The sequence below is a fragment of the Pseudohalocynthiibacter sp. F2068 genome, assembly GCF_023015645.1.
Taxonomy (GTDB): domain Bacteria; phylum Pseudomonadota; class Alphaproteobacteria; order Rhodobacterales; family Rhodobacteraceae; genus Pseudohalocynthiibacter; species Pseudohalocynthiibacter aestuariivivens.
On the sequence record NZ_JALKAK010000004.1, the window covers coordinates 144,617 to 167,688 of the forward strand.

Here is a 23,072-nt window from a genome sequence, read left to right on the forward strand (position 1 = left end):
CGGGTTGCGTATTACTGCGAAAGCGTCAACATAATCCGATCTGCGCTTCCATTTGCAGATCCTCCAATTACTTCGACTGTGCCAAGTTCTGCCATATCAGCCTGCGCTGCCAAAGATTTGCGGCGCCTTAAATCAAGAATAACTGCCCCCCCCTTATTCAAAGAGGTCTTAAAGAAACGTTGGTAAGTCTGCCAAGGATAATGGAAGCCACAAGAAATGAAACTAAAAGCAAAGTCGACATTTCTTACTTCGTTTAGTTTATCTTTTTCAGGGTTCAGCGTGAAGATCGATCCATCCTCTAATCCATTGTCAGTCAGAAGTCTTCGCGCGACGTCCAAATTTGAATAGGCTGCGCCCTCATTTTCGAAGCCAAAATGCTTGTGGTCGTTTTGCTCCAGATCAATTAGCACCACTTCGCAACCAAAATCGCGTGCCAAAAATAGATTAAAAAAAGCGTATCCGCACCCAATATCTGCAACTTTCTTGGGAGGAGCTTTTTCGAAAATGGGTTTCAATTCGAGGTATTCGAGAAAGATGACTGCACCAGCGCGTTTGGCTATTAGATCGGCGCCAAGTTTTTCAATGAGTTCCATTATCGGAGCGCTATTTCCCTGCGTCCAAGCCTTGATATAGCGATTGTGATTGTCTTGATCACGGATGATTTCGGAACGCTGAAGTATCAGATTTAGAATATCCTGCTTACTGAAAGCGCTGGTATCAAGCGAAGCAATTTCGTCGAGGTCCATAGCTGCTATCGCTTGGTTGAAAGTAATCACGCATAAACCTTTTTGTTGGTCAACGGGCAGCGATGATCACTTGCCCCATTTCTGATTGTTCGTGTTTTTGCCATCTACTATCAACTCTATCCGTGTTGCAACTGATTGATTGCGTTAACATTGCAGACACCACTCAGCCGGAGATAACAGATATTCAGATCGAAACGCCATCTATGTGAAACCCTTCAAGGGCCTTTATTTTTCAATCTCGGCCCCCAGGTTTTCTTGTTTATTGAGTTTTGTCTTTGTGACTTTGCCGTTCAGGCCCTCACCGCCTCATGGGCCATGGAAATTTTAAAATTTTGATACGTTTGAAAACTTAATGGTTCGCGTGCGTGAAAAGCTACCGGGATAGAATTCTGAAATTGGGGGTATAGTCTGACTACTCGTGCGTCGTCTCGCGTTTGGAAACTGTGAAAAAAAACGTTTCATCCGGGTCCTGGGATAGGATTTCATCTGGAATAACTTCCGGGCCTGCCAGGAATACGTTGGCGCCAAAATGCACATGCATTCTGGATAGTTTTTCGAGCCGCTGGCTTGTCAATGCCGCGTAAAACTCCGCGTAGTGTGGCACTTCCAAAAGTTCTCTTATCTTTTCTTGGTGCATCCTAACGCAATCAGCATGCATAGCAGCTATTTCTTCATCGGCCATTATCGCGTCATACTCGGACATCAAAGCTTTTGATTTGCTAGCGATTGAATGGTCCACTTCAGCATTGTTGTTCATCCGAAACCAGTACGCCAGTCCCTGATCACGATCCACATGGTTGACACGCCCGCGGTCACGTTTGACCAAAAAGCTTTCGGCCGAACGAACGGCATAGTGGTTTAACGATACTAAGTCATAGCCGTAAGTTTCAACGGTGGACCGCCAGGCGTTTCGGTAATGATTGCGCGGTAGGGGCTCGCCCGATCCATTGACCCAGTTGATCTGATCCACAAGTTGGGCGTTCAGGCCCTTGGGTCGATGAACCCCGAGTTTTTTGAACAGACCGATGTTTTGAAATAACGTCTTAAAGCCCCATGCTTGATGTGGTTTGCGTGCGAGTTCGGGCGCGCATCTTGTAAATTGCTCGGTTATAAAGCGATCTGCATATGCGTGAATATCGGCGTTCCCGAAAAGCCGCCAAGTCATCGATATCATGTTGGCGTCAGGGATGACCGTAAACAAATCATCAAGCGTGCCAGCTCCGACCTTAATGTTGATGTATTCGTCAACGTCAATGCAGACGACCCACTTTGAGTTTTTAATGACCTGTTCTTTTTCGGCGGCTTGCAACGCGGCATGCTGTGGCTTTAGCCCTTTTGAGCGAAAGGGGTTGTTGCGGTGCTGAAGAAAACCCTTTGATTGCAGCAGATCTAAAAGACTGTCGGTTCCGTCGGTGCAGTCATTTGAATAAACCAGAAAGTCATCGAATCCGATTGCGCGATGATATGCCAGCCATTCCAATATAAATGGTCCCTCATTCTTCATCGTTGTCACGATCACGCAACGGTCTCGCTGAGATGTTGGCTGCTCCGATGACAGTTTGGGCGCGCGCACCGGTTTGTGTTTGAAGTAGTATTGAGAGAGTCTTAAAAGATCGCGATGCTCAACCAGAGACGACTTCGGTACGATCTTCGATACCGACCGTTCCGGATGGCGAAGCGCCATGAAACGATAAAATCTAGCTGTTTGCGACCTATCAGGCGTTGCATTTCCCACGCGCACAGCGCGCCAAACAGATTTTTCGGGAGCGCGGGCAGGCGCAATACACCACTTTTGCACCTTGGAATCATTGTCAAATTGAATACAAATATGATCCGCAAAATGTATGGGTTTATCTTTGCGGATTCGCCACGGATAGCATCGTGTTCCCAGGATTGAGATCACTCCACCTGCAGATTCATCCGCACGATCAAATATATTTCCATCCCCATCTTCTGCCAGCAAGTCAGAAACATCTATGTTTGCAACTGCGCGGGCTTTAGACAAATGCCGTACACGCGCAATTTCATAAAAGAGGGGCGTTCCAAAAGGCGAAGACCAAGGGTCGGGCGCCGGAACAACCATTCTGTCCTTACCGGGGGCAGCGGGTGCGCAATAAGGGTGAGCTTCAGGCGGCAAACCGACTTTACCCAGAGGTACTACCGCATCTAAAACTACCACGTCGCAACTAAACTTAGCCTTTCTGAGGCCATTTTTTAATGTGGTTAAAAATTTCTCGTCAGTATCGGGTTTCGCCCTGTTCAAAATTACTGCTGCGTTCATGCCATGCGACGTGCAATGATACTTAAGCCAAGTGAGAACTGTGTCGGCGCATTCACCGTTGCGTACGGCGACCGCCGCATTTGCGGCTGACAGTAAATCCAACTCGGCCTTGGCAGGATCTATCTGTACCCTTTCGCTCGCCAAGTTAAGCTCAAGAGGGCCAACATTTTTGGATTCGGCTACATACCAGAGCCCTTCGCCGACACCACCGGTAGCAACGATTTCCCAGCCCTTTGCAAATGAGATATCCTCTGGGTTTGTCCCTGCGCCAAAGAACAACGACACTTGGCGCACACCTTTTTCACCAATGCTTTCAACTGCATCCAGCAGCGTTACTCCGCAAGCTTGAATGCAGACCAAGCGACGTACGATCAATTTGCAGCTTGGTCCCGCTTGATTAGGCATTTGCGAATGAGTTTCTTACATTCAAGAAATCGCCGCTTGGGGTTGCGCCACCACGAAAACTCTCAGAAAACTTATCAAATCGACACTTGAGGTGTGTGAGGGAGAGCAACGTTCGTGTCGGCATTTGCAATCTAGTTGGCAAAAGTTTCATTTTTTTCAAAAGAGACCGGATGGTGCTTGAAGCATCCAAAAGTGTGTTGGCCAAGCTTTCAACTTCGGTGGCAAATTTGTTTTCCTGCTCAACTGTTGGGTCATCTTGCTTGTCGAGATACTGACCATATGAACGCAATAAACCCGCAGAACTAGAAATCAACTCATCGGTAGCCGCAAAAACGCGCGGAGCAATGTCCCTCACAGACAAATTTACAGATTGGGTTTCTTCCTCGATTTTTAGTATCTCTCTCATTTCATCCCCAAACAACGTTTCCGCTGCTTCAGGCACTAATTATTGCTCTATCAAAAGATAAAAGACAACCCACACGACCGAACTCAAGCATACCATCCAGCCAGTATGCCTATGAGGAGCCAAGCGAAATCCCCCTTATTCTAATCTTAAGAAACAGCAATCTAATTGAAGTTCATGCTTACTGAATGTTCACACCCGAGAAAACCGGCTGCCCGCTCTCGCTTTTGCAATGTTATGGTGCTGGATTTACAACAATGAACCACCCAACATTGGTATTGCTGAAATGAAGCTGGTCTCGAAATTATTCGCTGCATAAATCTGACTTTTTGACCCCTGTCTTGCGCCTAAGGATTGGGTCACTTTTTTCTTCTGAGAAGGGAAGTCAGTATGGCCATAAACCGCTACAGTGGCGAAGACGTTGTGAAACAACTCCGAGATTGAGCAGAACCTTTCGTCTGGTAGTGACGTGAAATCAGCGTATCGAGCCGTGGGGATCGGCGATGCGGCATACTACAATTGGAGCAAGAATATCGGGGAATGGGGAAGTCGGAGCTTTCAGAAATCCGGGCTCAGGAAAGAGCTCATCCGGCCGAAATTCGTGCGAAATTGGTCAATGTGTAGAACCTCAACCCTCGATCTCGGATTTCACCTAACAGACGTTCCATGTCGGAATGCGTGGAGTAACGGCCCTCGCCCGTTGCCTCATTTCGGATGTCATGCCCGGTGAAGATACCGACCCCTCGATGTTTGACGAGGGCGTCGAGAATGGTTTGCATCCATTCCCATCCTCCTTGACTGGAATGTCGAAAATCAATTGATCCGATGTTGTCGACCGAACTGTTTCGACCGGGCGACTTGTAGATCCGCCGAACCAGCTGATCTGCAGTCATGCCGCGTGGCCCCTTCGCCCGGACGACCTCAAACCGTTTTCCGGTCTCTCGCCTCGTTTCCCATGTGGACGCGTGAAAGGGACTGGCGAAACTCGTCGCTGGAAATCCTGCTGCGCGATGCTCCTCCACACCGGCATCGATCTCTTTGGTCAACCAATTTTCTAGGCCATACTGGCGCAGGTAAGGGAGAAGCCGGGGATGGGTTCGAGAATGAAACCCGATCTCATGCCCATGCAACTGAAGTGCACGAAGTCCTTCGATTTGGCCCGCTGTCGCGCTGTGCAGTTGCGTCACGCAGAAGGTCGCTTTGGCTTGATGCGACTCAAAGATCGGCAATGCCGCAAGCCAGTTCTCAACGAAGAGGTCATCGAATGTCAGGCAAACGCCAGTCGCGATTTTTTCCATATCATTCCCTTGATGCCCCTCATAGCGTGTGCACCGAGTCTATGACATCAGATGGGCTTATCAACGACAATTTCCGGCTGTCGAGGGCGGCGGGGTCCATACCGTTGGCTCCTGCATAGCAAGACATTTCTGATGTGATTGTTGTTTGTCAGATGCGGTCATGTGTCCGGCCTGTTTGCGCGGCGCACGTGGCCGCTGTCGCGTGGCCTCACTTGAGTGGTCCAGATTGAAAGCTAGGATCGGGCTGTGTGGAACCCGTGTTCCACCTGTCAAAACGCGTTCGGTTGCAAACATTGGGCCAAGTGGCTATGTAGGTCAGGTAAGGGACTGCCGTTTTCTGCCGTTCAGGCGCACCGCCTGCTGAAGAGAATTGCACACCACTATCAATGAAATTCAGCTATCACGCCCCTCGCGGGGGCTTGGTGTATTGGAAGGTTGCCGATGTCATCGCGCACGACCACGTCATTTGTGACGTTCTTTCATCTCTTTGTAACAGGTGGCTACATCGAAGAGTTGCCGACGGGAGGTCACTAGGTCATCGCGCAGGACAAGGTCTTGCCGAACCTCAGGTTTACAACTTGTCGCAGATGGCCAACGCCTCTGTTGATCAGGTGGGCTAGGGAACAGGCCAGTCCCAATTCTACCCTGTAGATCATCGCGACTTGGATATGGCCCGTGCGCAAGATCGGGCCTGTTAAAACAAACATAAAAACAGTGAGGCGGCGCTTTCTCCGCCGGAGGATAAAAAATGACTTTTCCAGAATGGACCAAACCCGGAGTATATGGCGCTGTAGTAGGCGCGGTTGCGGCTACTATCCTTGGCTTTGCTTGGGGCGGATGGACAACCGGCGGCAACGCCGAGAAGATGGCAAAAAGCTTTGCCAGTGACGAAGTCACACGAGCCATGGTGCCCGTTTGCCTGGATATGTCGGCTGCTGACCCTGAACGCGTTGCAAAATTAGCAACCATTCAAGACGCCACTGGTTTCAACCGCCGCAGAGCGGTCATGGACACGGGCTGGGCGACACTGCCAGGAACTGAAGCGCCGAACCGCGACCTTGCAGTGGCGTGCATTGAAGGGCTTGAACTTGATGCGTCGTAATACTGATTTGCCGCGGCTGCGCACACCAAATTTGGCGTGCGTGTGCCGAACGGTAGATCCAAGTAAAAATATTCAATACATGGTAGCACTTCTTACCTGCGCTATTTGGGCTCTGCTGCTGTTTTCTGTTCCTGCCTTCGCGCAATCTTCCACCATCTCTATGCCAGACAACGCACATGCCAAAAACTACGGCGACGGGTGGGAGTGCGACTTAGGGTATCGTGTTGAAGGCGACACATGTGTTGACGTTGTCATTCCGCAAAACGCCTATCCGACGAACCGGGTCTATGGGACTGGTTGGAAATGTTTTCATGGTTTCCGGGAAACTGGTGACGCTGTTTGTGCTGAAGTAGTTGTTCCCGTTGGAGGCTTTCTGGATCCATCGGGGGAACGATGGCAATGCCTGCGTGGGTATCGAAAGGTTGACGATGTCTGCCAGGAAATCACTCTTCCGGAAAACGCCTATCTGGCAAATGCCACTTACGGTTCAGAATGGCTTTGCAATCGCGGGTTTGAGGATGTTGGAGACGCGTGTTCCCTAATTGCGGTGCCGACCAACGCCTATCTGAATGCATCAGGCTATGGGCAGCCCTGGACTTGTGAACGCGGTTTCGTTGAACAGGATGGCACGTGCGAGGCTGTTGCAATCCCTATGAACGCCTATTTCGATGACGCGACCTATGGAAAGGGATGGAAGTGCGAACGCGGATATTCCGCCTCTGGCGATAGATGCGAAGCGATAGACATGCCTGCCAACGCTCATCTCGACAGGTCAGGCAACCGCTGGGAGTGCCACAGGAATTTTCGGAAATCAAAAGGCCAATGCGTTCCCAACTATTAACCTTCAATGCTCTGGGCTTTGAACCCCAGAGTTTCAAAACTTGCGTCAATCACAGTGAAATCTAGCACGCAGGTCACCCAAAAGGACCAAACATGGAAACCGAACTTGAGACCCTGAATACCATCCAACGGAAAGTAAGAGGTGCTCAAACCCTGCCAACTGAAAATACCATCAACCAGAAACACATTACTAAAGCACCCACCGCGGTTGTGTATTGCGAGGGTAACTTCGCAAAGATTGATGGCAAAACCGCAAACGGCCTCATCAGACATTCACAGGCTTATCGTGTTCTTTCGGTGATCGACAGTAACCACGACGGATCGGACAGTGGTCTGGTCCTCGACAATGTCATCAATAACATTCCTATCTTCGGCGACATTGAAGCAGCAGTTGTTCACGAAGCAACCGTGCCAGACACATTGATCTACGGAATGGCCCCATCTACCGGCAAGCTTTCGTTGGAAGATCGCGGCGTTGTGCTCGATGCAATTGCACTCGGTATGAATATTGTCAGTGGGTTGCACGAATACCTGGGCGATGATCCCGAGATTGCCGCCTTCGCCAAATCCAGAGATGTCACCATCCGAGATATCCGCAAGCCCAAGGCCAGCAAAAATATGCGCCTGTTTGACGGTAGCATCGCTGATGTTAAGGCGATCCGTATCGCGGTCCTTGGTACTGATTGTGCAATTGGCAAACGGACAACTGCAACCGTTCTTGCACGTGCCTTGAATGTGCAAGGTATCAAGACGGTTCTGGTCGGCACTGGCCAGACTGGGTTGATGCAAGGTGCGAAATACGGTGTGGCGATGGACGCTGTGCCGCCTCAGTTCTGTTGTGGAGAGCTCGAGCGAGCCATTGTCGCAGCATCTGATGCCGAACAACCGGACGTTATCTTGATCGAAGGCCAAGGCGCTCTGAGCCATCCGGCTTTCTGCACCTCAGCGTTCATTTTGCGCGGCAGCCAACCTGACGCCGTTATTCTTCAGCACGCGCCCATGCGCAAGCATCGCTGTGACTTTCCAAATATGGTTATGCCAGATCCGGCGAGCGAGATTTCACTGATCGAGGCTTTTGCCGATACGAAAGTGATTGGCGTGACAATTAATCACGAGGGAATGTCCGAGGCGGAGATCAAGGCGGCTATCGAGGACTACTCGGAAAACCTTGACCTCCCCGTTACCGACGCTCTCAGCCGTCCGACATCGCGCCTTGTTGGACTCGTGCTGTCCGCCTATCCGGGTCTTCTCCAAAAACCTGTTGTGGCGGCGGAATGATCTCACCGCGTATCGAAATTGACCTCAGCAAAATCCGCCACAATACGCGGTGCCTCGTCGAGCTTCTGAAGCCCCACGTGATCACAATCACCGGTGTGACCAAGGCCGTCTGTGGTGATCCGGCTGTCGCAACTGCGATGCTCGAAGGTGGCGTGGCAGGGCTCGCGGAGGCACGGTTAAGCAACGTGAAAAGGATGCGTCAGGCTGGTATCAAATGCCCTATTTGCTTGATCCGCTCCCCAATGCTTAGCCAGCTGGACGAGATCGTGTTGAGCTGCGAGACCAGCTATAACACCGAGATTTCAGTTATAGCAGGCCTCGCAGCGGCCGCGATACGAGCCAAGACAATCCACAACATCATTTTGATGGTCGAAATGGGTGACATGCGCGAAGGGATCATGCCAGAACATCTCGTTGCGATGGCGCTGCACGTCGTCAAGATGCCAGGGGTCGCATTGAAAGGTATCGGCGCGAATTTCGCTTGCCTCAGCGATCTGGCGCCCAAAGCGACAACAATGGCTTATTTGTCGACCCTGGCGAATGAGATTGAAGGTGCATGCGGAGCCTTCGTTGGGATCGTTTCAGGCGGTAGTTCTGCCAATTTGCCGTGGGCGCTGGGGCCAGATTCTAAAGGTCGCATCAATGATCTGCGGTTAGGCGAAGCAATCCTTCTGGGCGTTGACCCTGTTTCCGGGGATCAGATCGGCGGTCTTTATACGGATGCGTTTACACTCATCGCCGAAGTTATTGAAACGAAGGTCAAACCAGAGCTTCTTCCGTTCGATGATCCCAGTCCGGCGTTACCACGTCTCGTTCCGGACACCAATTTGACTGCGCGTTCAATCCTTGCAATTGGGCTCCAGGATACTGACGTCACCGGCCTGACAATGCCCGAAGGTGTCACGTTCGTCGGAGCAACCAGTGACCATACAGTCATAACAACCACCCGATCTCACCTGAGCGTCGGGAGCGAAGTTAAATTTAATATGAAGTACGGCGCGTTGATGCGGGCTATGACAGCGCCTTACATCGCAAAAGTAATACTAGGCGATACGCCATTGCCAGAGCCATACCCCGCCAAACGCAGCGGGCCGTGGTTGACGTTGGTCTAATGCAGCCTAAGCTCAAGCTCCCCAAAACAGTCATTGACGATGATCGTGTCGTACAGGCGATTGCCGACATCTCCAAATCCCGCCTATGCCTACGTTGCAAAATGGAATTTGTGAGTTCCGGTTTCGGAGATCGCATTTGCCACCGTTGCAAGGGAACAAAGGCATGGCGCAATGGGGTTGCAACGACATATGGTAAGTCAAGCAAGTGGTGACCTTTGCCAGAGCAGAATTGTGTTGGCCGGCATTGACCGGATCGCTAGCGAATGCCCACGACGATTTTGCAGAGGCCAAGAAAATGTTCCAGGCACCTGCAGCGGCAATGATTTCAAAGCACCGCACCCTCTGAACACGTCATCTAACCGAGGCTTCAAGAGGGCGTAACAAAACGAGAAGAAGCCCACTTTTCGCCACACGTAAGCGATCAGCGGATAACCCGCAGCCCCGAAACGGCCCAGACGACATCCACTTTGGGCGCTGCAAAATCGAAGGAAGCCCTATGTCTAAAGGCAATAGCAAGCGCGGCAATAAAGAGACCAAAAAACCCAAACAAGTGAAACCCAAGATCTCGGCAACTGCGAATTCTCTGGCCGGAAGGCCTGCTCTGGCAATCGCCGGCAAGAAGATAAAGTAAGGTTTTGGAGGGTTGGTTGCGGCTTCAACGTCACCCAATCCGTTCATTTTTAGATCCGGGCATTTTCAGGGCCTTTAATTATTGATGCCCGTAAAACGGACGGATTCCCTTTTGACGAGCCGGGGGCATGTTGTTCGATCAGCCATAACAGATTAGTCGGAGAGTCGGCGAGGGCCGCAGGCTGGAATACACACTCCAAAATATAAACCGGAGGCCCGGTACTTTTGGAACGGATCGGACTGTCGGCGTGGTTGGCCCGGATGGTGACAATTGGCCTTCACATGGATTTCAGTGGCCGCTTTCGGCATTTCGCTGCGGGTTGCCCGCTGCGCAGCATGCGGTAGTTTGGGTTCAAAGTAACCGCTCTGCGTTTTTCGTTGAATGGTTAGATACCAGTTTTTCAAAAAGTTATCTGATAACGACAGACGCGGGCGCAGCTCAGGGTAGGCCAAAGCGAATAGCTTTGTGCACCTTGCCAAGAAAAAATCACACTTTCTGTTGTGGAATTTCTTAAAATTTTTTGTGATAATGCAAGTCACCAGCTACTATGTAGCCTGTAACTTGTTGTTTTTTTTTATTTCCAATGGAGCGGGCGATGAGATTCGAACTCACGACCCTAACCTTGGCAAGGTTATGCTCTACCCCTGAGCTACGCCCGCATCCTATTGGGTGAGCATCATCTATAAAGTCTCGCACCAAGCCGCAAGTGAAAAAAACACCTCTACGCATAAATAAATATACGACGTTGGCGCTACGCCTTCTTCCTGTGTTTTCGATTGCGAAGCAGGTTCAGCCCTTCAACACCCCCGGCAAAAACCATTGCTGCGTAAATAAACCCGCGTTCAAAGTGCTGATGCAGCCCGTCGGCAACCAACGCGACGCCGACCATCACCAAAAATGCCAGGGCCAGCATTTTAGTCGATGGATGATCCTCTACAAATTTGGCTATTGGCTCCGCCGCGATCATCATAATCAGGATGGCCACGGCAACGGCGGCGATCATGACTTCCAAATGGTCCGCGATGCCGACGGCGGTGATAACTGAATCAAAAGAAAAGACCAGATCAAGCACCATAATTTGCAGTATTACAGAGGCAAAGCCGGTCACAATCACCCTTTGTGTGTTTTCCGGGCCCTCCATTTCAACGAAAATTTCACTTGTCGCTTTATAAAGCAGGAACACACCGCCGGCGATCAGTATAATGTCGCGCCAACTGAAAGATTGGCTGAAAATCTCGAACAAAGGTTTCTGAAGCGATACAATCCAGGCGATGGAAAACAACAAACCAATACGCAGTAACAACGCACCAATTAGCCCAATGGTTCGGGCTTTTCGGCGTTGTTCTGGTGGCAGTTTGGATGAGGCGATAGAAATAAAGATAACATTGTCTACCCCCAGAACAATTTCGAGAACCGTGAGCGTCAGGAAGGAAACCCAGACAGCAGGATTGGCGAGTAGCTCTATCATGAATACCTCTTGTGGTTTGTTCTTTTGTTACAGCAGTTCTACTGTCGCGCTCCCAATTTCTTAGCCTGACCCGGCTTTAATGTGGCTACGCATCGGCTGGTTGTAGCTGTGGATGTGGTCCCCGTGCCTGTTCAAAGTCTTCTGTATGCGCTACCACATTATCCGCTGACAACAACACGATGCCGTAGGCGCCAGGTTCATCGGTGGACAGAGAACCGTCCCTTCCCGTTAAATCCATAGGCATTTGATGGCAGGGGCTTTTAAACACCGTAAACCCAAGACCGCCGATGTTGCCTGAAATTGTACGGTGCACATGCCCGGCAAAAAGATGTCGGACGTTCGGGAAGCGCTGCAACAGCGCCATAAGTGCGGTGTCGTTTCGAAGTCTGATTTCATCCATTGCCGGGAATCCAACGCGAAACGGCGGATGGTGCGTAAAGATCAGTACCCGCCGCCCGTTCGCGCGCGTCAACGCAGTCTCAAGCCACGCAAGCCGTGCGCCACATAGATGGCCCGCATGGCGGCCCTTCGGGTAAGGGGGTGCGTCCACAGTGTCCAATGTGATCAGACACGTATCACCAAGCTCCAGCATCTCCTGCACATGGCCGGATTCTGTACATTTCGTTTCCGGAAAAACCGAAAGGAAATTATCCCGATTATCGTGATTGCCAATCATCAGTGTGACAGGGACAGGCAAATTTTTTAGGGCATTGCTAAGGCGCTGATACTCCGCAATTTCCCCGTTATGGGCTAGATCACCGGTAATGATTATGCGTGTGGTGTCCGGATGAGTTTGAATAGCATGAGATAATCCGGTCTGGAAACGTTCAAGCGGATCGAGATCAATGATCGTCTTTCCTAGGTCACTAATGTGGATATCTGTAAAAATAAGCAGTTTTTCAGTGAATTCGGACATCGTGCAGGCCTCAGGCAAAGACAGTTTAGCGCACGATGCTTGGAAGAAACGATTCAGGCAATGTTATTTTTAGCGTCGCCTGAAATTGCTAGAAAACGGCGTGCACTATGTTGGAAAGGGCTGTGATGACAATCATTCCAACGGTCGAATACATCCCTGCTCTACAGGCGGAAATGAGCTGTGGGGTGCGGCTAAGACCAATCGCATGGATGCAGCGCCCTAACAAAAGCGTCAGTCCGAGGAAATGCAAAACCATCAAGGGTGCACTCTGCAGTTCAGCCATAGCCAGTAAAATCGGGGCGATCGGAGTATACTCCGCAAAATTTGCCTGGACGCGTATGCGTTTTTGCAAGTCTTTGTCGTTTCCATCTCCAATAGAAACACCTGCGCCATAACGGCGAAATACCACCCTAGCGCTCAGATACAGAAACAACAAAGCCAGCAATCCAGTATAAAGCGGAGTTACTGTTACCGGGTCTGGCATTCTGAATTCCTTGTTGCGGCCTCTTATCCTATGGACACTTTAACAGAAAACCATCGCTGAACAGTTTGGCTCCCGGCGCTGATACCCTGGATTATGGAACGTAAAAACGCCCTTTCTTTTTCCCAAAAATATCCCCGCCGGAGGCATCCGAGCCCCATAGGGGCGCGCTTTAAAGAATAGCGCGTTAGCGCTGCAATGGAATAGTTTCTACTATTCCAGTTCGACAAGCAGATCTTTTGCATCAATCTGCGCACCCACATGAACATGCAGCGCTTTTACCACCGCATCGCGTTCGGCATGAATGCCGGTTTCCATTTTCATCGCCTCGATTGTCAGCAGCAAATCTCCTTCTTTCACACTCTGTCCGGCTGTGACAGTTACCGTCGCAACCACGCCCGGCATCGGAGCACCAATATGGTTCGGGTTGCTAACATCCGCCTTCGGGCGCGCTGCAGTCTGGGATTTCACCAGTCGGTTTGGGACTCGGATGACCCTTGGCTGGCCATTGAGTTCAAAGAATACTTTTACATCGCCGTCCTCATTGGTTTCGCCAACGGCCTGAAGGCGCACCTCAAGCGTTTTCCCGGGGTCAATTTCTGCAGCGATTTCTTCTCCAGGCTCCATTCCATAGAAAAATGTCCGTGTCGGCAGGGTCCGCACCGGGCCGTAGACCCTGTGTCGGCCCATGTAATCCAGAAATACTTTTGGGTACATCAGGTAACCATTCAGGTCTTCGCTATCGACTTTGAAGCCCTCCAACTCTTTAACGAGGCTTGCCCGTGTCGCCTCAAGATCGACTGGCTGTAAATGGGCGCCCGGTCGGCTTGTATCCGCTTTCTCGCCTTTCAACACTTTTTTTACAATCTTTGCGGGGAAGCCACCGGGGGGCTGGCCCAGGTTTCCGCGCATCATGTCGATGACGGAGTCCGGGAAAGCAACATCAACGGCCGGGTCTTCAACCTGTTCACGCGTGAGGTTCTGACTGACCATCATCAGCGCCATGTCGCCAACAACCTTGGAAGAAGGCGTTACCTTAACGATATCGCCGAACATATGGTTCACATCAGCATAGGTTCGGGCGACCTCGTGCCAGCGCTCTTCAAGCCCCAGGCTACGCGCCTGTGCTTTAAGGTTGGTAAACTGGCCTCCGGGCATTTCGTGCAAGTAAACTTCGGACGCGGGTGCTGGTATGCCACTTTCAAAAGCGGCATATTGGGCGCGAACTTGTTCCCAGTAGTCAGACAACTGGCGCACAGCATCAATATTGATCCCTGTGTCGCGTTCTGTATGCGCCAGCGCTTCGACGATTGAACCAAGACAAGGCTGTGACGTGCCACCAGAAAAGGCGTCCATTGCCGCGTCTACCGCATCAACACCGGCTTCCGCCGCCGCAAGAACCGTGGCAGCAGAAATACCAGACGTGTCATGGGTGTGGAAATGTAACGGCAGACCAACCTCTTCTTTCAACGCCTTGATCAGCAAGCGCGCGGCCGCTGGTTTCAGCAGGCCGGCCATGTCTTTCAGCCCAAGGATATGCGCGCCAGCCGCCTTGAGGTCTTTCCCCATGTTTACATAGTACTGCAGATCGTACTTCGCGCGATCCGGATTCAAAATGTCGCCGGTGTAGCAAATTGCGCCTTCACAGATCTTGTTGTTTTCAACAACCGCATCCATTGCGACGCGCATGTTCTCGACCCAGTTAAGCGAGTCAAAGACGCGGAACACATCAACTCCTGTCGTTGCAGCTTGTCTAACAAACTCCTGCACAACATTGTCGGGGTAGTTTGTGTAGCCAACACCATTGCTTGCACGCAGCAACATCTGTGTCATTACGTTTGGCATTTTTGCGCGCAGATCGCGAAGCCGCTGCCATGGGCATTCCTGCAGGAAACGGTAGGCGACATCAAAGGTAGCGCCGCCCCAGCATTCAATGCTGAAGAGCTCCGGTAGGTTTGCGGCATAGCTCGGGGCGGCCTTGATCATGTCGATCGAACGCATCCGTGTCGCCAGAAGGGACTGATGCCCATCGCGCATTGTTGTATCGGTCAATACAAGCTTTTTCTGGTCTGCCAACCAGTCCGCAATGGCCTGCGGACCCTTTTCTTCAAGCAGATTGCGGGTCCCGGAAACCCCTTCGCGTTGCGGAATAGGCGGTTTTGGCGCCTTGAGCCCTTCTGCTGGCTTGACGCGCCCAGCCGTTTCCGGATGTCCGTTTACCGTGATATCGGCGATATATGTCAGAATTTTTGTCGCCCGGTCACGACGGCGTTTGAACTGAAACAGTTCCGGCGTTTCGTCGATAAACGTGGTTGTGTACTGGTTCGAAAGGAAGGTTGGGTGTTTTAACAGGTTCTCAACAAAGGCGATATTGGTTGAAACGCCACGGATACGAAACTCGCGCAGGGCGCGGTCCATTCGCGCAATAGCCTTTTCAGGTGTTTGTGCCCAAGCGGTTACTTTGGTCAGAAGGGAGTCATAGTAGCGCGTGATTACACCGCCAGCATAGGCCGTGCCGCCATCCAACCGAATGCCCATGCCAGTCGCCGAACGGTAGGCAGTGATACGCCCGTAATCAGGGATAAAGTTGTTCTGTGGATCCTCGGTGGTAATCCGGGTTTGCAGCGCGTGACCATTCAGGCGGATATCGTATTGGCTTGCCTTGCCTGTCGCTTCGGCAATGGATTTGCCTTCGGCGATTAGAATCTGCGCCTGCACGATGTCGATACCGGTGACCTCTTCTGTCACTGTATGCTCGACCTGCACCCGCGGGTTCACTTCGATGAAAAAGAATTTTCCGGTTTCCATATCCATCAGGAATTCAACCGTGCCAGCGCATTCATAATTTACATGGGCGCAAATCTTGCGGCCAAGATCACAGATCTCTTCACGCTGTGCTTCGCTGAGATAGGGCGCAGGCGCACGCTCTACAACTTTTTGGTTGCGGCGCTGAACAGAACAATCCCGCTCGTAAAGGTGGTAGATATTGCCGTGGGTGTCGCCCAGAATCTGCACCTCGACGTGGCGGGCGCGGGTTATCATCTTTTCGAGATACCCTTCGCCGTTGCCAAAGGCGGCTTCGGCTTCGCGCCGACCCTCCAGAACCTTTTCTTCAACTTCGTCTTCCGAAAAGATTGGCCGCATCCCGCGTCCGCCGCCGCCCCAGCTTGCTTTCAGCATCAGCGGATAGCCAACCTTAGCGGCTTCGTCTTTGATAGCTTTCATGTCATTTCCCAGAACTTCCGTCGCTGGGATGACGGGAACACCCGCCTCGATTGCCACTCTTCGGGCGGAGGCTTTGTCGCCAAGGGCGCGCATGGTTTCGGCTTTTGGGCCAATAAATGTAATGCCGTTTGCCACGCAGGCATCCACAAAGTCAGGGTTTTCCGACAAAAGCCCGTAGCCCGGATGAATAGCGTCTGCGCCACATTCCTTGGCAACACGAATGATCTCGTCAATCGACAGGTAGGCCGCAACCGGCCCCATACCTTCGCCGATACGATAGGCTTCGTCCGCTTTGAAGCGATGCAGACCCAGCTTGTCTTCTTCAGCAAACACAGCGACCGTGCGTTTGCCCATCTCATTTGCTGCCCGCATAATGCGGATCGCAATCTCACCCCGGTTGGCAATCAGGATTTTTTGAAATTCAGCCACGGGCAAGATCCTCCCAATGTGATGTCAAACTTTGGTGTCAAACGCGCCGGCAGACCTGCACGTGTCGGGAACATACAGTTATGCTGCGTCGCAGCACAATACCAAGCACTAGGTATTTTGAAAGATTTGTGAAGGGTTTTGTTCTCGTTTCCACCCCGGAAAACGACTCTCTCATGTTGAAAGGCGAAATCGTGAATTTATTTTTGGAAAGCGCGGTTTGGTAAATCGCTCAGTTGCCGGGTTCCGATCTGCCCCATATTGGCGATCATGTCCTGTCGTAAAATGTCCACGGCATGTGCTGCACCACGCGCACCAAAGGCACCAAGCCCATAGTGAAACGCGCGCCCGAGCATGACAAAATTCGCACCAAGTGCCAGAGCCCGCAAGATATCGAGGCCTCCGGCGACACCGCTGTCAAAGATAACCGGCATTTCCGGGCCAAGCGCCGCGCGTATCGCCGGCAGGGCGGTAATTGTCGCGGGGGAGCCATCAAACTGGCGCCCTGCATGGTTGGACACCCAGATCGCGTCTGCACCGAGGTCCCGCATGTGACACGCGTCACCTGCGTCAAGTAGGCCCTTTATCACGAGATTACCGTCCCATTCCTTGCGCAGAACGTCGAGATATTCCCAATCAGGCGATGTGCGCAGCAGATATCCGATGTGCTGGGTCGAAGACAGGTTACCTTCCGTCTTTTGATAGCTTTCCATCAACCGCAATCTTGGCATTCCAAGGCGTAGTGTACCAAGTGCCCACTCTGGACACCGCATAACCTGCATCATCAACCTTGGGGTAAGGCGGGGCGGGTTTGTCAGGCCAGAACGGGTTTGGCGTTCACGCCGACTGGCAACCGGCACATCCACCGTTAGTATGAGTGTGTGAAAACCAGCATTTTTGGCGCGCGCCAGAATGTCTGCGCGAATGTCGGGGTCACGTGGGGGATAAAGCTGAAACCATCCCTGATTTCCAATGTGTGGGCCAACCGCTTCTGGTGTCTGACTCGCCACTGTGGACAGGCAATATGGAATACCCTCCGCCGCACCAAGCTGTGCCAGAAGTTTTTCAGCGCCCGGCCAGATCAGCCCCGACATACCAACAGGTGCAATGCCAAAGGGCAGGGGATAATCGCGCCCCAATAGGGTTGTGGTCAGGTCTGGCGTGAATTCGCCGTGCAATACAGACGTGCGTAACAACACCTGATCAAGCGCTTCGCGATTGCGCGCCTTGGTTTTTTCCTCACCGGTCGCGCTATCAAGGTATTCCCACACAAAATGGGGAATGCGCCGTCTTGCCCGCGCTTGCAGGTCCGAGATTGCGGGAAAGGTGCTGTGCAGATCCATATAAATCCTTCTATTGGCTTGTCTGAAAAAGGCAAGTGTTGCGCGCGTTCTGCCGAAATTAACCAGTAGAACATTCATGGAACACTCTTTCCCTCGGCCAGACTTCAAGCTAGATTGATCTTCATGAGCAGTTTTGATGAATCGGACGCCTTTGAGGGCGCATCCTTGTCCGCACGTGCAATGGCGGCATTACCTACGTTTTATTTGGATGACCTGAACCCTGCGCAGCGCGAAGCAGTGGAGCAACTCGATGGCCCTGTGCTGATGTTGGCCGGGGCTGGCACTGGTAAAACCAAGGCGCTTATGGCGCGGATTGCGCATCTTGTTACGCTTCGCCGGGTGCGACCGGACGAGATTCTCGCTGTGACTTTTACAAACAAGGCCGCACGCCAGATGAAAGAGCGGCTTGAGAAAACACCATTCAATGTAAAAAATCCGATTAAATGGATGGGCACGTTCCATTCGATCTGCGTCAAGCTACTCAGGCGGCATGCAGAACTGATTGGTGAAACTTCTGAAAAAACATCAATCCACCCTTATACGGAATTAGTGGTCGACGATAATGATAGCGAAGGCCCTTACGACAAAGGGCCGGTACCGACGCCGAATTTCGTTCAATCAACTCCTCCGACTTCATCAGGGCTACATCTAAGATCCAATTTCACAATTTTAGACACAGATGATCAGGTGCGGTTGTTGAAGCAGCTGATACAGGCCGCCAATATCGACGACAAACGCTGGCCTGCCCGTGTGCTGGCAGGAATGATCGACAACTGGAAAAACCGTGCCTGGAAACCCGAAAACGTGCCGACGGCAGAAGCCGGTGCCTTCGATGGAAAAGGCATCGCACTTTATCGTCAATACCAACGGCGCCTTCTGGAACTGAACGCCGTCGATTTCGGCGATCTGTTGCTGCATGTCGTCACGATTTTTCAACAGCATGATGATGTGTTGAAACAATATCAGCGCTGGTTCAAATTCATCCTTGTTGATGAGTATCAGGATACGAACGTCGCCCAGTATCTGTGGCTGCGCTTGCTGGCAGGCGGGCATAAAAATATCTGCTGCGTTGGCGATGATGATCAGTCGATCTATGGCTGGCGTGGCGCGGAAGTTGGCAACATATTAAGATTTGAAAAGGATTTTCCCGGCGCTGTCGTTGTGCGGCTGGAACAGAACTATCGCTCGACACCACATATTCTCGGCGCTGCGTCCGGTGTGATTGCGGGCAATGAGGATCGGCTGGGTAAAACGCTTTGGACCGACCGGGACGAGGGCGAAAAAGTCCGACTTATCGGCCATTGGGATGGCGAAGAGGAAGCGCGCTGGATCGGTGAAGAGATCGAAGCAATGCAGCGCGGCACCCGTGGCCAGAAACCGATGTCATTGAATGACATGGCGATACTTGTGCGGGCTTCGCATCAGATGCGGTCGTTTGAAGACCGGTTCCTGACCATCGGGCTGCCCTATCGGGTTGTCGGCGGCCCCCGGTTTTATGAGCGCATGGAAATTCGCGATGCGATGGCCTATTTCCGCGTCGTGACCAGCCCTGACGATGATCTGGCGTTTGAGCGGATTGTGAACACGCCGAAACGCGGAGTGGGGGACAAAGCGCTGCAAACCATCCAGATTTGCGCGCGCGAAAATGGGTTGTCGCTTTTGGAAGCGACGCGGTATCTCGTGTCTTCAGGAGATTTGAAAGGCAAGGCTAAAAGTGAACTTGCCAAGCTGATCGCCGGGTTTGATCGCTGGGCTGACGCTGCGCATGACGGTAAGACAAGCCATATTGAACTGGCCGAGGTTGTCCTCGAAGAATCCGGCTACACAGAGATGTGGCAAAAAGACAAAACACCAGAAGCACCGGGTAGGCTCGAAAACCTCAAGGAACTTGTGAAAGCGCTTGAACAATTCGAAAATCTGCAAGGGTTTCTGGAGCATGTCGCCCTGATCATGGACAATTCATCAGAAGAAGCTGAGGAAAAGGTCACCATTATGACCCTTCACGCCGCCAAGGGTTTGGAGTTTCCTGCGGTGTTTCTGCCCGGTTGGGAAGACGGGTTGTTTCCGTCGCAACGGTCGATGGATGAAACTGGCTTAAAGGGGCTCGAGGAAGAACGTCGTCTTGCCTACGTCGGTATAACACGTGCAGAAGAGCTATGTACTATCTCATTTGCAGCCAATCGCCGGGTTTACGGCCAGTGGCAATCGGCACTGCCCTCACGGTTTATTGACGAATTACCTGAAGAGCATGTTGAGGTGCTGACCCCACCCGGCCTTTACGGTGGTGGCTATGGCGCTGCCTCGCCCGACATGGGTGGAGGGGGAATGGGCGCCCAGATGGAAGCGAAAGCCGCCCGCGCAGACGCCTATAATTCACCGGGTTGGCGCAGAATGCAGGCGCGTAGTCAAACCCGCACAATCAGCCAACCACGTGAAAGCAAGAATCTGGTTATCGACGCCGAGGCTGTATCTGTCTTTCGCCAAGGTGACCGGATATTTCACCAAAAGTTCGGTTACGGTACGGTGATGGGGATCGAGGGCGACAAGCTTGATATCGAGTTCGACAAGGCAGGCTCAAAAAAAGTGATAGCCCGGTTCGTGGTCGCGGCCGACCGCGTAGATGACGTGCCGTTTTAAGCGAAACATTCTTTACAGGCCAAAAGCAAAAAAAACGACGATATCCGGGAGGAGGTGGATATCGCCGTCTTTTTTTGCATCAGGTCTTGGGAGGAGGATAAGACCTTTAGCATCTGGTTGGGGCAAGGCCCCTATTGTTAAACGATGTCACGCGGGAGGAGGTGCATGGCATCGTTTCGTCAGCTACGGGCTCAATGGGAGGAGAAAACCCGTTGCATTCTTTGGGGCTGTGCCCCGTAAGGAAGCGAGATGTCTGGGAGGAGATCATCTTCGCTAAAACGAAAAACCCTGGGAGGAGGAGGGGTTTTCCGAAATCTTTAAACTTTAACGGCCGTATACTGCTTCGTGAGCAACGCTTCTGAGAGATGCCCGTGTCAGGCCCAAATCGGCTAGGTCGCGGTCGCTAAGATCGCTCAGCTCATCGAACGTCTTCTTGTAAAGACGGAACTGGTTTGCGCGGAACGCAAGGTCCTTGAAATAAACTGCGATACGGTCAGTCAGGCCAAGGTCGACTGTGCGTGTATGTGATGCAATAGCCATTGATCTGCTTCTTTCTCTTTGTCTTTCTGCCTGCGCTGTGTTGCGCTTTCTGATACGAAGATAGGCAAATGCTGCGAATGCACAATAGTTTGCATGAGCAATGCTGCTATGCAGAAAATGCATACGTTGTGCTGACCTATTCTTAAGCGAAACGATGAAAACGCAGGCAGTTGCTTTGCCTCCCCTTGCGCTTTGCTGAAAAGCTGCCAACTAATGCCTGAGATTTGTTCAAGAGGACGACCCATGACCGTTTCGCGAGATGATGTACTGACTGCATTGGCCCGGATAAGCCTGCCGGATGGTGGCGATCTTGTCTCGCGCGACATGGTGCGGGCGCTTTCAATAGAGGGTGGCACGGTTCGGTTCGTCATTGAAGCCGAAACACCAGAGATGGCTTCGCAGATGGGCCCGTTGCGCGAAGCGGCGGATCGGCTCGTCGCCGGAATTCCCGGCGTTACCGAAACGTCTGTTGTTCTCACCGCGCACGGCCCCACGGCAGAAGCCGCGCTAAAGGGGCCGCCGCCCGATCTTAAAATTGGTCGCCACCCCACACCTCAGCAAGGTGCGCAGAAGGTTTCAGGGGTTGACCGAATTGTTGCGATTGCATCGGGTAAGGGTGGTGTTGGAAAATCTACCGTATCCTCAAACCTTGCCGTTGCCCTCGCGAAACAGGGACGGCGGGTTGGATTGCTGGACGCTGATATATACGGCCCATCACAACCTCGGATGATGGGGGTGAACAAACGCCCTGCGTCCCCGGATGGTAAGACGATCATCCCGCTCCACGCCCATGGTGTTACCTTGATGTCGATTGGCCTGATGGTTGATCCGGATCAGGCCGTTGTGTGGCGCGGCCCAATGCTTATGGGCGCGCTTCAACAAATGCTGGGGCAGGTTGAATGGGGTGAGCTTGATGTTCTGATCATCGACTTGCCACCAGGTACCGGCGACGTTCAGCTGACACTTTGTCAGAAAACCCAGCTGACCGGCGCAATCGTAGTTTCGACCCCACAGGATGTTGCGCTGCTTGATGCGCGCAAAGCGCTGAACATGTTCAAGACACTGAATACACCCGTCCTTGGGCTGATCGAAAACATGTCATCTTACGTTTGCCCCAAATGCGGACATGAGGCACATATTTTTGGTCACGGTGGTGTTCACGCCGAGGCAGAGAAGCTTGGCTTGCCATTTCTGGGCGAACTGCCGCTTGACCTGGAAGTGCGTCTTGCCGGAGACAACGGCACACCGATTGCAGCAGGCGAGGGGCCGTTGGCTGATGCCTACGCGCAGCTCGCGTACCGGCTGGTTGCGGGTGGCATTGCCTGAATCAAAGTGGGTAGCCGGAGAGGCACGTTCTCTGTTCAGACTTCGGCACCCGCCTGAAACCGGTTCGTTCTGAGATGTCCCGCTTTTGAAGGAGGCTATTGAATCCTAGCCTCTGGGAAATCGTGGGACATTCCAATTTCCGATAAAATAATCACGAATCTTTCGAAATCTAACTGCGGATTCGCAGTGCCTGGGGGCTGTTTGCCGTGTCTTTTCCATCCCAAAAGGCAAATTCTTAAAAATTTTCGGGATTTTATGGGAAAAATACGCACCAAAAATTTTTTCTATATATGGTGTTGCATTTTCTTTAAATCACAACAGGTAGTGCAGTTTGTTCAAAAATAGTTTGATTATGGGAACGGTTCGATCCCAGTGAATGTATTGGAAGTCAATTTTCCCACAAAAAACAGTTGATTTCCATGAATTCCCATGGCATCCCTGTATCCAAGATGAGGACGGGCAAAAAAGGGGCATTCTAAAGAACCCCAAAGGCACCAAGTCAGGTTTCATACAGGCACCCGCTTTCATCTAATTTGAGATCCGGCGCGCGAGCGAGCAGACATCCCCCCAGGTGGCGCGCGCAGTCGGACATACCCCAGAAATGGGACGAGGGC

The 23,072-nt window shown here is 51.9% G+C and carries 17 protein-coding genes and 1 tRNA gene; 7 read left to right on the forward strand and 11 right to left on the reverse strand.

The genetic code is table 11. The features are described from left to right. Positions 1 to 11: 11 nt before the first annotated feature. The 4 genes from MWU63_RS06770 to MWU63_RS06785 form a co-directional block, all read right to left on the reverse strand. Positions 12 to 746: a class I SAM-dependent methyltransferase gene (locus MWU63_RS06770; protein ID WP_247077356.1), complete on the reverse strand. Its 735-nt coding sequence runs from the start codon at positions 744 to 746 to the stop codon at positions 12 to 14. Between the two features lie 412 nt (positions 747 to 1,158). Further along, entirely contained in the window at positions 1,159 to 3,432 is a 2,274-nt protein-coding gene (locus tag MWU63_RS06775; protein ID WP_247077358.1) for a glycosyltransferase family 2 protein, read from the reverse strand. Then, positions 3,425 to 3,874 carry a hypothetical protein gene (locus tag MWU63_RS06780; RefSeq protein ID WP_213888589.1) on the reverse strand — a complete coding sequence of 150 codons (450 nt, stop codon included), beginning with the start codon at positions 3,872 to 3,874 and terminating at the stop codon, positions 3,425 to 3,427. The genes MWU63_RS06775 and MWU63_RS06780 overlap by 8 nt, the downstream gene beginning before the upstream one ends. Before the next feature lie 545 nt (positions 3,875 to 4,419). Continuing rightward, positions 4,420 to 5,133, reverse strand: coding sequence for a polysaccharide deacetylase family protein (locus tag MWU63_RS06785; RefSeq protein WP_213888588.1), 714 nt, complete (start codon positions 5,131 to 5,133; stop codon positions 4,420 to 4,422). 748 nt (positions 5,134 to 5,881) lie between these two features. On the opposite strand from MWU63_RS06785, the gene MWU63_RS06790 reads away from it, so the two are divergent. The 5 genes from MWU63_RS06790 (at position 5,882) to MWU63_RS20380 (ending at position 10,096) form a co-directional block, all read left to right on the forward strand. Continuing rightward, positions 5,882 to 6,235: a hypothetical protein gene (locus MWU63_RS06790; protein ID WP_213888587.1), complete on the forward strand. Its 354-nt coding sequence runs from the start codon at positions 5,882 to 5,884 to the stop codon at positions 6,233 to 6,235. 79 nt (positions 6,236 to 6,314) lie between these two features. After that, positions 6,315 to 7,076 (forward strand): hypothetical protein, encoded by a 762-nt coding sequence (locus MWU63_RS06795; protein WP_213888586.1) that lies wholly within the window; start codon positions 6,315 to 6,317, stop codon positions 7,074 to 7,076. A 92-nt stretch (positions 7,077 to 7,168) separates the two neighbouring features. Continuing rightward, positions 7,169 to 8,353 carry a DUF1611 domain-containing protein gene (locus MWU63_RS06800; protein WP_213888585.1) on the forward strand — a complete coding sequence of 395 codons (1,185 nt, stop codon included), beginning with the start codon at positions 7,169 to 7,171 and terminating at the stop codon, positions 8,351 to 8,353. After that, positions 8,350 to 9,465 carry an alanine/ornithine racemase family PLP-dependent enzyme gene (locus MWU63_RS06805; RefSeq protein WP_213888584.1) on the forward strand — a complete coding sequence of 372 codons (1,116 nt, stop codon included), beginning with the start codon at positions 8,350 to 8,352 and terminating at the stop codon, positions 9,463 to 9,465. The genes MWU63_RS06800 and MWU63_RS06805 overlap by 4 nt, the downstream gene beginning before the upstream one ends. Positions 9,466 to 9,961: 496 nt before the next feature. After that, positions 9,962 to 10,096: a hypothetical protein gene (locus MWU63_RS20380; RefSeq protein WP_281414288.1), complete on the forward strand. Its 135-nt coding sequence runs from the start codon at positions 9,962 to 9,964 to the stop codon at positions 10,094 to 10,096. Between the two features lie 584 nt (positions 10,097 to 10,680). On the opposite strand, the gene MWU63_RS06810 is transcribed toward MWU63_RS20380, so the two are convergent. From MWU63_RS06810 to MWU63_RS06835, 6 genes are all read right to left on the reverse strand, one after another. Then, positions 10,681 to 10,755: transfer RNA gene (locus MWU63_RS06810), tRNA-Gly, on the reverse strand. Positions 10,756 to 10,847: 92 nt separating this feature from the next. Then, complete coding sequence (locus tag MWU63_RS06815; RefSeq protein ID WP_213888583.1) at positions 10,848 to 11,564, reverse strand: TerC family protein; 717 nt, start codon at positions 11,562 to 11,564, stop codon at positions 10,848 to 10,850. Positions 11,565 to 11,649: 85 nt separating this feature from the next. Next, positions 11,650 to 12,480, reverse strand: a complete 831-nt coding sequence (locus MWU63_RS06820) for a phosphodiesterase (RefSeq protein WP_213888582.1) — start codon at positions 12,478 to 12,480, stop codon at positions 11,650 to 11,652. Positions 12,481 to 12,568: 88 nt separating this feature from the next. After that, the gene (locus MWU63_RS06825; RefSeq protein ID WP_247077361.1) at positions 12,569 to 12,964 is read right to left on the reverse strand and encodes an MAPEG family protein; all 396 of its coding nucleotides are present in this window, start codon (positions 12,962 to 12,964) and stop codon (positions 12,569 to 12,571) included. Positions 12,965 to 13,174: 210 nt separating this feature from the next. After that, positions 13,175 to 16,615: a pyruvate carboxylase gene (locus tag MWU63_RS06830; RefSeq protein ID WP_213888580.1), complete on the reverse strand. Its 3,441-nt coding sequence runs from the start codon at positions 16,613 to 16,615 to the stop codon at positions 13,175 to 13,177. 197 nt (positions 16,616 to 16,812) lie between these two features. After that, positions 16,813 to 17,955, reverse strand: coding sequence for an alpha-hydroxy acid oxidase (locus MWU63_RS06835; RefSeq protein ID WP_213888734.1), 1,143 nt, complete (start codon positions 17,953 to 17,955; stop codon positions 16,813 to 16,815). Positions 17,956 to 18,078: 123 nt separating this feature from the next. Between MWU63_RS06835 and MWU63_RS06840 the strand changes: the two genes are divergently transcribed. Beyond that, positions 18,079 to 20,592, forward strand: coding sequence for a UvrD-helicase domain-containing protein (locus MWU63_RS06840; RefSeq protein WP_247077363.1), 2,514 nt, complete (start codon positions 18,079 to 18,081; stop codon positions 20,590 to 20,592). A gap of 324 nt (positions 20,593 to 20,916) precedes the next feature. On the opposite strand, the gene MWU63_RS06845 is transcribed toward MWU63_RS06840, so the two are convergent. Continuing rightward, the gene (locus MWU63_RS06845; protein ID WP_213888578.1) at positions 20,917 to 21,132 is read right to left on the reverse strand and encodes a DUF1127 domain-containing protein; all 216 of its coding nucleotides are present in this window, start codon (positions 21,130 to 21,132) and stop codon (positions 20,917 to 20,919) included. A 243-nt stretch (positions 21,133 to 21,375) separates the two neighbouring features. Between MWU63_RS06845 and MWU63_RS06850 the strand changes: the two genes are divergently transcribed. Beyond that, positions 21,376 to 22,458, forward strand: coding sequence for an Mrp/NBP35 family ATP-binding protein (locus MWU63_RS06850; protein WP_213888577.1), 1,083 nt, complete (start codon positions 21,376 to 21,378; stop codon positions 22,456 to 22,458). Positions 22,459 to 23,072: the final 614 nt, after the last annotated feature.

Excerpts from the sequence above, each read along its gene's own strand:
- MWU63_RS06770 (WP_247077356.1), bottom strand. The coding sequence starts at position 746 with ATGGACCTCGACGAAATTGCTTCGCTTGATACCAGCGCTTTCAGTAAG.
- MWU63_RS06775 (WP_247077358.1), bottom strand. The coding sequence starts at position 3,432 with ATGCCTAATCAAGCGGGACCAAGCTGCAAATTGATCGTACGTCGCTTG.
- MWU63_RS06785 (WP_213888588.1), bottom strand. The coding sequence starts at position 5,133 with ATGGAAAAAATCGCGACTGGCGTTTGCCTGACATTCGATGACCTCTTC.
- MWU63_RS06790 (WP_213888587.1), top strand. The coding sequence starts at position 5,882 with ATGACTTTTCCAGAATGGACCAAACCCGGAGTATATGGCGCTGTAGTA.
- MWU63_RS06795 (WP_213888586.1), top strand. The coding sequence starts at position 6,315 with ATGGTAGCACTTCTTACCTGCGCTATTTGGGCTCTGCTGCTGTTTTCT.
- MWU63_RS06800 (WP_213888585.1), top strand. The coding sequence starts at position 7,169 with ATGGAAACCGAACTTGAGACCCTGAATACCATCCAACGGAAAGTAAGA.
- MWU63_RS06805 (WP_213888584.1), top strand. The coding sequence starts at position 8,350 with ATGATCTCACCGCGTATCGAAATTGACCTCAGCAAAATCCGCCACAAT.
- MWU63_RS20380 (WP_281414288.1), top strand. The coding sequence starts at position 9,962 with ATGTCTAAAGGCAATAGCAAGCGCGGCAATAAAGAGACCAAAAAACCC.
- MWU63_RS06815 (WP_213888583.1), bottom strand. The coding sequence starts at position 11,564 with ATGATAGAGCTACTCGCCAATCCTGCTGTCTGGGTTTCCTTCCTGACG.
- MWU63_RS06820 (WP_213888582.1), bottom strand. The coding sequence starts at position 12,480 with ATGTCCGAATTCACTGAAAAACTGCTTATTTTTACAGATATCCACATT.
- MWU63_RS06825 (WP_247077361.1), bottom strand. The coding sequence starts at position 12,964 with ATGCCAGACCCGGTAACAGTAACTCCGCTTTATACTGGATTGCTGGCT.
- MWU63_RS06835 (WP_213888734.1), bottom strand. The coding sequence starts at position 17,955 with ATGGATCTGCACAGCACCTTTCCCGCAATCTCGGACCTGCAAGCGCGG.
- MWU63_RS06840 (WP_247077363.1), top strand. The coding sequence starts at position 18,079 with ATGAGCAGTTTTGATGAATCGGACGCCTTTGAGGGCGCATCCTTGTCC.
- MWU63_RS06845 (WP_213888578.1), bottom strand. The coding sequence starts at position 21,132 with ATGGCTATTGCATCACATACACGCACAGTCGACCTTGGCCTGACTGAC.
- MWU63_RS06850 (WP_213888577.1), top strand. The coding sequence starts at position 21,376 with ATGACCGTTTCGCGAGATGATGTACTGACTGCATTGGCCCGGATAAGC.